This window comes from Agrobacterium genomosp. 13 str. CFBP 6927, from assembly GCA_900012615.1.
GTDB lineage: Bacteria > Pseudomonadota > Alphaproteobacteria > Rhizobiales > Rhizobiaceae > Agrobacterium.
The window spans coordinates 2,172,194-2,183,233 of record LT009757.1; the positions used below are offsets into that span (position 1 = coordinate 2,172,194).

The 11,040-nt window shown below is 61.1% G+C and carries 9 protein-coding genes and 1 pseudogene; 9 read left to right on the plus strand and 1 reads right to left on the minus strand.

Going from position 1 to position 11,040, the window contains the following annotated elements:
- Positions 1-309 precede the first annotated feature (309 nt).
- A complete protein-coding gene (locus AGR13A_RS24130; protein WP_035224984.1) occupies positions 310-1,008 on the plus strand; it encodes a GntR family transcriptional regulator in 699 nt (232 codons plus the stop codon).
- A gap of 108 nt (positions 1,009-1,116) precedes the next feature.
- Positions 1,117-2,082 carry a dihydrodipicolinate synthase family protein gene (locus AGR13A_RS24135; protein ID WP_080840103.1) on the plus strand — a complete coding sequence of 322 codons (966 nt, stop codon included), beginning with the start codon at positions 1,117-1,119 and terminating at the stop codon, positions 2,080-2,082.
- Between the two features lie 262 nt (positions 2,083-2,344).
- Here AGR13A_RS24135 and AGR13A_RS24140 read toward each other — a convergent pair whose 3' ends face one another.
- Positions 2,345-3,382 (minus strand): Ldh family oxidoreductase, encoded by a 1,038-nt coding sequence (locus AGR13A_RS24140; protein ID WP_080840105.1) that lies wholly within the window; start codon positions 3,380-3,382, stop codon positions 2,345-2,347.
- A 537-nt stretch (positions 3,383-3,919) separates the two neighbouring features.
- On the opposite strand from AGR13A_RS24140, the gene AGR13A_RS24145 reads away from it, so the two are divergent.
- The 7 genes and pseudogenes from AGR13A_RS24145 to AGR13A_RS24175 all read left to right on the plus strand — a co-directional run bounded on the left by AGR13A_RS24145 (position 3,920) and on the right by AGR13A_RS24175 (position 10,845).
- Complete coding sequence (locus AGR13A_RS24145) at positions 3,920-4,726, plus strand: ABC transporter substrate-binding protein (RefSeq protein ID WP_080840107.1); 807 nt, start codon at positions 3,920-3,922, stop codon at positions 4,724-4,726.
- A gap of 71 nt (positions 4,727-4,797) precedes the next feature.
- Complete coding sequence (locus AGR13A_RS24150) at positions 4,798-5,463, plus strand: amino acid ABC transporter permease (RefSeq protein ID WP_080840109.1); 666 nt, start codon at positions 4,798-4,800, stop codon at positions 5,461-5,463.
- A 12-nt stretch (positions 5,464-5,475) separates the two neighbouring features.
- Positions 5,476-6,129, plus strand: coding sequence for an amino acid ABC transporter permease (locus tag AGR13A_RS24155; protein WP_035224918.1), 654 nt, complete (start codon positions 5,476-5,478; stop codon positions 6,127-6,129).
- Positions 6,122-6,844 (plus strand): amino acid ABC transporter ATP-binding protein, encoded by a 723-nt coding sequence (locus AGR13A_RS24160; protein WP_020811659.1) that lies wholly within the window; start codon positions 6,122-6,124, stop codon positions 6,842-6,844. Before AGR13A_RS24155 ends, AGR13A_RS24160 begins: the two co-directional genes overlap by 8 nt.
- Positions 6,844-8,085 (plus strand): NAD(P)/FAD-dependent oxidoreductase, encoded by a 1,242-nt coding sequence (locus AGR13A_RS24165; protein WP_080840111.1) that lies wholly within the window; start codon positions 6,844-6,846, stop codon positions 8,083-8,085. Before AGR13A_RS24160 ends, AGR13A_RS24165 begins: the two co-directional genes overlap by 1 nt.
- Positions 8,086-8,097: 12 nt before the next feature.
- Positions 8,098-9,806 (plus strand): annotated as a pseudogene (lhpI, locus tag AGR13A_RS24170) (cis-3-hydroxy-L-proline dehydratase).
- Between the two features lie 10 nt (positions 9,807-9,816).
- Positions 9,817-10,845, plus strand: coding sequence for a trans-3-hydroxy-L-proline dehydratase (locus AGR13A_RS24175; protein ID WP_080840113.1), 1,029 nt, complete (start codon positions 9,817-9,819; stop codon positions 10,843-10,845).
- The last annotated feature ends 195 nt before the right edge of the window (positions 10,846-11,040 follow it).

The window sequence follows — 11,040 nt, forward strand, 5'->3', positions numbered from 1 at the left end:
CACCCTCTCCGAATATCTCTGCCCTTGCCCCCTCATCCCGCTGCCGCGGACTTCTCCCCCTGGGGGAGAAGAGACAAGCGGCTTACTCTTCGCTTCCTGGGGAAATCGTCCTTCTTTAGTCGGTGATACCGTATAAACAGCGTCCACGCCACAAACTGAACGATCAAAAGCCGCCGCGGGTAATTTTCGCGACGGCTTTTTGTTGTTTTTGAACAATTATTCCGCCATTCGAAGCGCAGGCGCTGCAACGCGGCGTTGATCGGGAAAAAATATAATAGTACTCTTTATGTCGACAAGAGGGATTTGATGATGACGGATATAATTGCTTCTGCCGAGCGCAAGCGCGGCTCCGGCGTGAAGATGGTCTATGATCTGCTGCGTGACGAGATTCTCGATCTGGTCCTGCCGCCGGGTAGCCCCATTGACGAGGTGCAGCTTGCCGAACGGTTCAAGATGTCGCGCACGCCGATCCGCGAGGCGCTGGTGCGGCTGTCGGGCGAGGGGCTGATCGATACGCTGCCGAACCGCTCGACCATGGTGTCGAACATCGATTTCCTCAACATGCATACCTATTTCGATGCGCTGGTGCTGATGTACCGGGTCACGACCCAGCTCGCCGCGCAATATCACCGCCCGGAAGATCTGGCGGAAATCCGCGCGCATCAGGCCGAATTTGCTGCTGCGGTGGAAGCGCAGGATGCGCTGGCAATGATTTCCACCAACGCCGCCCTGCATCTTTCGATCGCCGAAGCCGGGCGCAACCCCTATTTCACCAGCCTGTTCAAGCGCCTGCTGGATGAGGGACGGCGCATCCTCAGGCTTTATTACCAGTCCTATGACGACCGCCTGCCGAAGCGTTTCGTCGACGATCATGATGAGATGATCGCGGCGATTGCCGCACGCGATACTGTTCTTTCAGAGAAACTGGCCCGCGAGCACGCCGAGCAGATCGTGCGACAGGTGCAGAAACTGCTGGTGCGAAACGAACGTCTGGAAATAAATCTGTAGCTTGTCGATTTCTTGTCGACAAATAAAATACAAGATTGTAATGTCCTTGTCGAAAGGGTGGCGCGGAGGTGCGTCCATTCCCGAAAAACTGTCCCTTAGGAGCTAGTAATGACGGCCAGCATTTTTTCCGGCGTGATTCCCGCCTTGATGACCCCCTGCAAGGATGATCGCACCCCTGATTTCGATGCGCTTGTCCGCAAGGGCAAGGAACTGATCGCCGATGGCATGTCCGCCGTCGTTTATTGCGGCTCCATGGGCGACTGGCCGCTCCTGACGGACGAGCAGCGTATGGAAGGCGTGGAGCGCCTGGTGAAGGCCGGCATTCCGGTCATCGTCGGCACCGGCGCCGTCAACACGGCATCCGCCGTTGCCCATGCCGCCCATGCTGAGAAGGTTGGCGCCAAGGGCCTGATGGTCATTCCGCGCGTCCTGTCGCGCGGTTCGGTCATCTCCGCTCAGAAGGCGCATTTCAAGGCCATCCTCGCAGCGGCGCCTGAAACGCCTGCTGTCATCTACAACAGCCCCTATTACGGCTTCGCCACCCGCGCCGATCTCTTCTTCGCGCTGCGCGCCGAGCACAAGAACCTCGTTGGCTTCAAGGAATTCGGCGGCCCGGCCGATATGCGTTACGCCGCTGAAAACATCACCAGCCGTGACGATGAGGTTACCCTGATGATCGGCGTCGATACCGCCGTCGTCCACGGTTTCATCAATTGCGGCGCAACCGGCGCCATCACCGGCATCGGCAATGTCCTGCCGAAAGAAGTCATTCATCTTTGCAAGCTCTCGCAGGCGGCCGCCAAGGGCGATGCCGATGCCCGCGCCCGCGCGCTGGAACTGGAACAGGCGCTGGCCGTCCTCTCCTCCTTCGATGAAGGTCCGGATCTGGTTCTTTATTTCAAGCACATGATGGTGCTGAAGGGCGACAAGGAATACACGCTGCACTTCAACGAGACCGACGCCCTGACGGACAGCCAGCGCGGTTATGTCGAGGCGCAGTTCAAGCTGTTTAACAGCTGGTATGCCGACTGGAGCAAGCTTCCGGGGGCCGTGCAGACCTGCAAGGCTGCCTGAGATATCGCTGCTGTAGAAAAAAGGCCCGCAATTGCGGGCCTTTTTTGCATGTGATGAGGTTTGATGTCTCTCCTCCGTCATGCCGGACTTGATCCGTCATCCAGCCACGGCGCGTCTGCGCTGTGAAAGGACTCTTCCGCGATCAAGGACTTGATCGCGCTGGACCCCGGATCTAGTCCGGGGTGACGGAGCGGGGATGCTATGTTTCCCATGAAAAAGGCCCGCAATCGCGGGCCTTTTTCATTTCCACATCCAGACACGGTCAGGCGACCGCATCCAGCCCTTTTTCGAGCAGCCGGTCGAGCCCGGCCATTTCAGCGGCCGTAAGCGTGATGCCTTCGCTTTCGGATTTGGCACGGGCGGTGAAGCGGCGGCCCGAGGGCAGGCGGGCGCCCTGGCCGATGATGGCGTCGAACAGGATTTCGGCGCGCTGGAACGGATCGCCGGGGCGGCCCTTGGCAAAGGCTTCCGGAGAAAAGGCGATGATCAGCTCGCCATGGGTCGGGGCAAGCGTGGTGGTGCCGAGAAATTCGAGCGCTTCAGGGCTGGTCAGGTCACCGATCATGATGCCGGCGAGAAGCTCGATCATGGTGCCGATAGCTGATCCCTTGTGGCCGCCAAAAGGCAGCATGGAGCCGGCAAGAGCGGCTTCCGGGTCGGTCGTCGGCTTGCCGTCGGCATCCAAAGCCCAACCTTCCGGCAGGTTTTTTCCCGCCCGCCGGTGCAGTTCTATTTCACCGCGCGCGGCCACGGATGTCGCGAAATCAAAGACATAAGGGGAAGTATCCTTGCGCGGCCAGCCGAAGGCGAAGGGGTTGGTGCCGAGCAGCGGCTTGCTGCCGCCGGTGGGCGCGACTGTGGAATAGCTTGGGCACATCACCAGCCCGGCAAGACCATTCGAGGTAAGGCCCTCGACTTCCGGCCAGAGCGCCGAGAAATGCGTGCAGTCATTGATGACGAGCGCCGCGATACCGGAGCGTTTTGCCCGCTCCACCAGAACCGGCAGGCCAAGCTCGAAAGCGGGATTGGCAAATCCGCCATTGGCGCTGACCTTCACGATGGCGGTGCCGTCGTCCTCTGCGACTTCCGGTATCGCATCCGGCTTCACCTTGCCGGCCTTGACGGTGCGCAGGGCGCCTTCAATGCGGTAGATGCCGTGCGACTTGCAGGCGTCCCGCTCACCCGCCGTGATGACGCGTGCGAGCGCCCCCGACTGCACGGCATTGAGGCCGGCCTTGCGGAATATCGCCTCGACCCTCTCAGAAAGCCCGTCAATGGTCAGGGTGGTGGTGTCGCTCATCATAATTCTCCGATAGTGGTCCGCACATTTTGAATACATAAAGTATACAAAGGCAGGTCTATTGCAACTCGTCTTTTTGGTGAGGTGATGGAAATCAGGCGTTTCCGATAGAGAATTTTCGTCATCCGTCACGATTTCCCCGACCTTGCTGCCGTGATTTTCTCCGGCATCCAGCCGGCCTGTTTCCATGGATTCCTATTTTCACGAACCTCCCCACACACTCGACGTCATCCTCGGGCTTGACCCGAGGATCCATCGATTTCAACGGGTTATGGATCCTCGGGTCAAGCCCGAGGATGACGGTGGAGAGGTTTTGTCTCCTTCCTGACCAGCCCTTGGCCGAAACCTTCGCAAAAACGCGCTTCTACATCCCGCCATTTCCTCGTGCGCTATTTATCCCCGATGCTCGCTCTTACTGTTCGCAGGTGCAAAAATTCTTTTTGTATACTCCTTGTATTTTTATGTTGATTTATCGCCGCCATAGGGAAATAGTGACCGCGCCTTCAAGGGCAGACCAATTGTGGGAGCAAATAAAGAATGAAAAAATCGGTCATCGTCGCCGGCCTCTTGGCCGCCACTTTCGCTATTACGCCGGCCAAGGCCGACAAACTTGACGACATCATTTCGTCCGGCACGCTGCGTTGCGCTGTCGTGCTCGATTTCCCGCCCATGGGCGCGCGTGATGACGCCAACAACCCGATCGGCTTCGATGTCGATTATTGCAACGATCTCGCCAAGGCGCTCGGCGTTACCGCTGAAATCGTCGAAACGCCTTTCCCTGAGCGCATTCCCGCGCTGATGTCGGGCCGCGTCGATGTCGGCGTTGCTTCCACCTCCGATACGCTGGAGCGCGCCAAGACGGTCGGCATGACGGTGCCTTATTTCGCTTTCGAAATGGCTGTCACCGCCAACGACAAGTCGGGCATCAAGTCCTTCGAGGACATGAAGGGCAAGACCGTCGGCGCAACCGCCGGCACGTTCGAAGCCATCGCGCTCGAAAAGACGGTCAAGGAATGGGGCGTCGGCGAATTCCGTCCGTACCAGACACAGGCCGATGTGTTCCTCGCGCTCAGCCAGGGCCAGATCGACGCCACCGTTTCCACCTCGACGGTTGCGCAGTCCAACGTCAAGGGCGGCAAGTTCGCCGGCATCTCCGTGGTCGGCAAGGCGCCCTATGACATTGACTATGTCGCGCTCTTCACCAACCGTGATGAATACGGCTTCATCAACTACCTGAACCTCTTCATCAACCAGCAGGTTCGCACCGGCCGTTACGCCGAACTCTATGAAAAATGGGTTGGCGGCGAAGTTCCCTCGCTCACCGTCAACGGCGTTTATCGCTGATCAGGACTTTTCGTAAACGGCGCGGTCAAGATGATCGCGCCGTTGATCGTTTCTGAAGAGGCGGGACGCCCATGTTCAACTATACATTTCACTGGAATCAGGCGCTGAAGGCTTTGCCGCAGCTTCTGGACGGTGCGGTGGTGACGCTGCAGATTGCCATTCTGTCGATGGTGATCGGCCTTTCCTTCGCCATCCTGCTGACGCTGTTCCGGCTCTCCGGCAACCGCATTCTCGGCGCTTTCGCCTCCGTCTGGGTGGAAATCGCCCGCAACACGCCGGCGCTGTTCCAGATCTACATGGCCCATTTCGGCCTTGGCAATTTCGGCATTCACCTCAGCCCCTATACGGCGCTTCTGGTCGGTATCGCCTTCAACAATGCCGGTTATCTCGCGGAAAATTTCCGCGGCGCGCTAAAGGCCATTCCCGATACGCAGACGCGCTCCGGCCGCTCGCTCGGCATGACCTCGATGCAGACCTTCCGGCTCATCATCCTGCCACAGATGTTGCGTGTCGCCTTTCTGCCGGCCACCAACCAGATGGTCTGGGCGATCCTCATGACGTCGCTCGGTGTCACGGTCGGCATGAATACGGATCTTGCCGGCGTCACGCAGGCGCTTAATGCGCGCTCGTTCCGCACCTTCGAATTCTTCGCGCTCGCCGCGGTCATCTATTATGTGATCGCCAAGATCGTCACGCTCGCCGCCAGATTGCTGGCCTGGCGTCTGTTCCGTTACTGAGAGAGGTGAGCCATGTTTGAAACCGCTCTCACCTGGAGTGATCTCGCCTTCCTGGCCAAGGGTGCCGGCATGACGCTCGCCGTCACCGCCGTCGCCGTCACGGCAGGCACCATCATGGGGATCATCTTCGGCATCATCCGCTTCCAGCTCGGGGCCTACTGGTCGCTGCCGCTGACCTTCGTGCTGGATATTTTCCGCTCCGTGCCGCTGCTCATCCAGCTCGTGCTCGGCAACGCCTTCCAGTCGATCGCCAAGCTCGGCTGGCCGCCCTTCACCACTTCCTGCGTGGTGCTGTCGCTCTATACGGCGGCCTATTGCACGGAAATCGTGCGTGGCGGCATCGGCGCCGTGCCGTCCAATACGCGCCGCGCCTGCCGGTCGCTGGGCATGACCTGGTCGCAGGACATGCGCTACATCGTGCTGCCGCTCGCCACCCGTGTGTCGCTGCCCTCATGGATCGGGCTGACGCTCGGCGTCATGAAGGATTCGGCGCTGGTGCTGTGGCTCGGCCTCATCGAGCTTCTGCGCGCCTCGCAGATCCTCGTCACCCGCCTGCAGGAACCGCTGACGATCCTGATGATCTGCGGCGCCATCTACTTCCTTATCAGCTTCCCCATCGCCCGTTTCGGCGGGTATCTCGAAAGACGGTGGTCCCCCAATGATTGAGATCGAAAACGTCCGCAAATCCTTCGGCCCGCTGGAGGTTCTGAAAGGGATCAACCTCACCGTCAACAAAGGCGAGGTCGTCACCATCATCGGCGGCTCCGGTTCCGGCAAGTCGACGCTGCTGACCTGCATCAACGGCCTGGAGCCGATCGACAGCGGCAAGATCGTCATCGACGGCACCGAGGTGCATGCGAAGTCCACGGACCTCAACAAGCTGCGCCGCAAGGTCGGCATCGTCTTCCAGCAATGGAACGCTTTCCCGCATCTGACGGTGCTCGAAAACGTCATGCTGGCGCCCCGCAAGGTGCTCGGCATCTCGAAGGAGCAGGCCGAAGAGATTGCGGTCAAGCAGCTGACCCATGTGGGTCTTGCCGAAAAGCTGAAGGTCTATCCGAACCGCATGTCCGGCGGTCAGCAGCAGCGTATGGCGATTGCCCGCGCGCTTGCCATGTCGCCGGAATACATGCTGTTCGACGAAGTCACCTCTGCGCTCGACCCGATGCTGGTCGGCGAAGTGCTCGATACGCTGAAAATGCTGGCGGATGAGGGCATGACGATGATCTGCGTCACCCATGAAATGGCGTTTGCGCGTGATGTTTCGAATCGCGTCGCCTTCTTCCATCAGGGCGTGATGGCGGAAATCGGCACGCCGGACCAGCTGTTCGGCGCGCCGCAGCATGCCGAGACGCAGAAATTCCTGGCGAGCGTGCGGTAATGCCAGCCAATGATGTCATCGTCATCGGGGCCGGCGTCGTCGGCCTCTCGGCGGCAATCGCGGCGCAGGGCCGTGGCCTCTCGGTCACGGTCATCGACCGCGAGGGTCCGGCGGCGGGTGCTTCGGCTGGCAATGCCGGCGCCTTCGCCTTCACCGATATTCTGCCGCTCGCATCGCCCGGCATTCTGTGGAAGGCGCCGAAATGGCTGCTCGATCCGCTCGGTCCGCTCAGCGTGCCGCCGGCCTATGCGTTGAAAATTGCGCCGTGGATGTTCCGCTTCTGGCGGGCCTGTGCCGCCTCGAAGGTGGAACATTCCACCGCCGCCCAGACGGCGCTGATGGATCTGTCGAAGGCCAAGCTCGAGCCGTTCCTAAAAAAGACCGACACAATCGCCATGCTGCGCAAGGAGGGCAACCTCCAGGTCTATGAAAGCGAATCCGAATTCGAAAGCTCGCTTCCCGGCTGGAAGGCGCGCGAGCGGCACGGCATCGAGTTCCGGCACCTCAATGCCGAGCAGATGGCCGAAATCCAGCCTGGCATCGCGCCGCGTTTCACCTGCGGCACGTTTACGCCCGGCTGGTATTCCATTGCTGATCCCAAGCTTTATACGCTCGCACTGGCCGAGCATTTCCGTGCCATTGGCGGACGTCTCGAACGCCTCGATATTGCGGCGCTGAGGCCGCTTGAAGACGGTATCGAGGTGGTGAGCCATGACGGGCGCAGCCGCAAGGCCGGCAAGGTGGTGCTGGCGGCGGGCGCATTTTCACATCGCATCGCCCGTTCGCTCGGGGAAAAAATTCCGCTGGAAACGGAACGGGGGTATAATACCACCTTGCCGTCCGGTGCTTTCGATCTGCGCACACAGATTACCTTCGGCGGCCATGGTTTTGTCGTCACGCGGCTTTCTTCCGGCATCCGCGTCGGCGGCGCGGTGGAACTGGGCGGGCTTGAGCTTGCCGCCAATTTTGCCCGCTCCGAAGCGCTTTTAAAAAAGGCGGCGAGCTTCCTTCCCGGTCTCAAAACCGACGGCGGCAAACAATGGATGGGCTTTCGCCCCTCGCTGCCGGACAGCCTGCCGGCCATCGGCCAGGCACGGCATACGGCGCGGGTGGTCTATGCTTTCGGCCACGGCCATCTGGGACTGACACAATCGGCGGGCACGGCCTGCATCGTCGCCGATCTTCTGACGGGGCAAAAGCCCGCCATCGATACAAGGGCATTTTCGCCACAACGTTTCTGACGGGGATTTCCGATGTCTTCTTCCCTTTCGACAACAGCCGTTCCTGAAGCCCGCAGCATTTTGGCCGGTGCGGCTGAAGGTCCCGTGATCGCCACGACGGAAGCGTTGAGTTTCTGGGGCGGGGTCGATCCCGCCACCGGCCGGGTCATCGACGTGCACCACCCGCTGCACGGCATCTGTCTCACCGGCGGCGTGCTGTTCATGCCCACCAGCCGTGGTTCCTGCACCGGTTCGGGCGTCCTGCTCGATCTTATCCTCACGGGCCGTGCGCCCTCGGCGCTGGTCTTCTGCGAGGCCGAGGATGTGCTGACGCTGGGCGCGCTCGTCGCGGCGGCGATGTTCGGCAAGCCTTTGCCGGTGCTGCGCCTTGACGCGGAGAATTTTGCCCGGTTCTCAAAGGCTGCGCGTGTCCGTATCGATGAGAAGACCATCGAGGCCGATGGCGTTTCCCTCGCCATCGCACCGCCGGCGACGGCGCATCTCGATCTTAAGGGTGACGACAGGGCAATGCTCGAAGGCCGCGATGGCATTGCCGCGCAGCAGGCGATGCGCATCATCATCGCCATGGCCGCCCAGCAGGGGGCATCAGCGCTTGTCGATGTGACGCAGGGTCATATTGACGGCTGCATCTATGCCAGCCCCGCCAATCTCACCTTCGCGGAGAAGATGGCCGACATGGGCGGCAGGGTGCGCGTGCCGACGACGATGAACGCCATTTCGGTGGACAAGGCGCATTGGCGGGCGCAGGGCGTGCCGGAGGATTTCGGCGATCCGGCCGCAAGGCTGGCGGATGCCTATGTGCGCATGGGCTGTCGCCCCACCTTCACCTGTTCGCCTTACCTGCTCGACAGCGCTCCGAATGCCGGCGAATCCATCGCCTGGGCCGAATCCAATGCCGTGATCTTCGCCAATACGGTTCTTGGCGCGCGCACGGCCAAACATCCGGACTTTCTCGATCTCTGCATCGCGATGACAGGCAGGGCGCCGCTTTCCGGCGTTTATCTGGAGGAAAACCGCCGGCCGCAGCGCATTGTCGATGTGGCTTTACCGCAGGGCGTGGACGATGCGTTCTGGCCGCTCATCGGTTATCTTGCCGGCAAGGCCGCGCCGGATTGCATTCCGCTGCTGCGTGGCCTTGGTCCTGCAAAACCGTCGCGCGATGATCTCAAGGCGCTCTGCGCCGCTTTCGGCACCACCTCCGCTGCGCCCATGCTTCATATAGAGGGTGTAACCCCGGAAGCCGGGCTCGCGCCTTTGGAAACAGCCGAGACCGTCACCATTTCGCTTGCCGATATGGCCGCCGGCTGGTCGCTGTTGAATGAGGGCCGGAGGACGTGCAACTCGTTGCCATCGGCAGCCCGCATGCCTCGCTGGAGGAGTGCCGCGCGCTCGCCGCTGTGCTCGCCGGCCGCAGGCGCCATGCGGATGTCGCCGTCATCGTGACAGCCGGGCAGCAGGTCATCGATGCGGCCGGCCAGGACGGCACCTTGAAAAGCCTGCATGACAGCGGGGTGCAGGTGCTGCCTGATCTTTGCTGGTGCTCCATTTCCGAGCCGGTTTTCCCGACGAAAACCCGCGCCTTGATGACCAATTCCGGTAAATACGCCCATTACGGCCCCGGCCTCAGCGGCCGCGCAGTGCGCTTCGGCAGCCTTGCCGATTGCGTTGAAAGCGCGCTGACCGGCCGTGCCCCATCCCTTCTTCCTTCATGGCTTTCCTAAGGAGTTTTGAATGCGCAGTATCAAGACCGTTCATGTCATTTCCGCCCATGCGGAAGGCGAAGTGGGGGATGTGATTGTCGGCGGGGTTAAGCCGCCGCCGGGCGAGACGATCTGGGAGCAGAGCCGTTTCATCGCCCGCGATGAAACGCTGCGCAATTTCGTGCTGAATGAGCCGCGCGGCGGCGTGTTCCGCCATGTCAATCTTCTGGTGCCGCCGAAACATCCCGACGCGGATGCAGCCTTCATCATCATGGAGCCGGAAGATACACCGCCCATGTCCGGTTCCAACTCCATCTGCGTTTCCACCGTGCTTCTGGATGGCGGCATCGTGCCGATGCAGGAGCCGGAAACGCATATGCTGCTTGAAGCGCCGGGCGGGCTGGTGAAGGTGCGTGCCGAATGCCGCAACGGCAAGGCCGAGCGCATTTTCGTGCAGAACCTGCCGAGCTTTGCCGCAAAACTCGATGTCGAACTCGAGGTTGAAGGCCTCGGCACGCTCAAGGTGGACACGGCCTATGGCGGCGACAGCTTCGTTATCGTCGACGCCGAAGCGATGGGCTTTAGCCTGAAGCCGGAAGAGGCGCATGAGATCGCCCGCCTCGGCGTGCGCATTACCAATGCCGCCAACAGGGCTTTGAACTTCGAGCATCCCGACAACCCGGACTGGCGGCATTTTTCCTTCTGCCTGTTTGCGGGCAAGGTGGAGCGCACGGCCGAAGGCCTGCGGGCAGGGGCGGCCGTCGCCATCCAGCCGGGCAAGGTGGACCGTTCGCCGACAGGCACGGCGCTTTCAGCCCGCATGGCGGTGCTGCATGCGCGCGGCGAGATGAAGGAAGGCGAAACGCTGACGGCGGTGTCGCTGATCGGCTCAACTTTCACAGGCCGTATTCTCGGAACCACCACGGTCGGCGACCGTTCGGCCATCCTGCCGGAAATTTCCGGCCGCGGCTGGATCACGGGCATTCACCAGCACATGCTCGATCCCTCCGATCCGTGGCCGGAAGGGTATCGTCTGACGGATACCTGGGGCGCGCGGTAAGACCCTCTCCAGACCTTCTCCGTCATCCTCGGGCTTGACCCGAGGATCCACCTTCCGGCGTTACCATGGATCCTCGGGTCAAGCCCGAGGATGACGTCGAGATGGGGGAGCGATGATATTCCTTCTCCCCGCCGGGGAGAAGGTGGCCCGAAGGGTCGGATGAGGGGCAACGCTAGCGATATGCGGAGAGCTTGC

Bases quoted from the DNA above. Each gene is read 5' to 3' on its own strand.
- AGR13A_RS24130 (WP_035224984.1), top strand. From the start codon at position 310: ATGACGGATATAATTGCTTCTGCCGAGCGCAAGCGCGGCTCCGGCGTG.
- AGR13A_RS24135 (WP_080840103.1), top strand. From the start codon at position 1,117: ATGACGGCCAGCATTTTTTCCGGCGTGATTCCCGCCTTGATGACCCCC.
- AGR13A_RS24140 (WP_080840105.1), bottom strand. From the start codon at position 3,382: ATGAGCGACACCACCACCCTGACCATTGACGGGCTTTCTGAGAGGGTC.
- AGR13A_RS24145 (WP_080840107.1), top strand. From the start codon at position 3,920: ATGAAAAAATCGGTCATCGTCGCCGGCCTCTTGGCCGCCACTTTCGCT.
- AGR13A_RS24150 (WP_080840109.1), top strand. From the start codon at position 4,798: ATGTTCAACTATACATTTCACTGGAATCAGGCGCTGAAGGCTTTGCCG.
- AGR13A_RS24155 (WP_035224918.1), top strand. From the start codon at position 5,476: ATGTTTGAAACCGCTCTCACCTGGAGTGATCTCGCCTTCCTGGCCAAG.
- AGR13A_RS24160 (WP_020811659.1), top strand. From the start codon at position 6,122: ATGATTGAGATCGAAAACGTCCGCAAATCCTTCGGCCCGCTGGAGGTT.
- AGR13A_RS24165 (WP_080840111.1), top strand. From the start codon at position 6,844: ATGCCAGCCAATGATGTCATCGTCATCGGGGCCGGCGTCGTCGGCCTC.
- AGR13A_RS24175 (WP_080840113.1), top strand. From the start codon at position 9,817: ATGCGCAGTATCAAGACCGTTCATGTCATTTCCGCCCATGCGGAAGGC.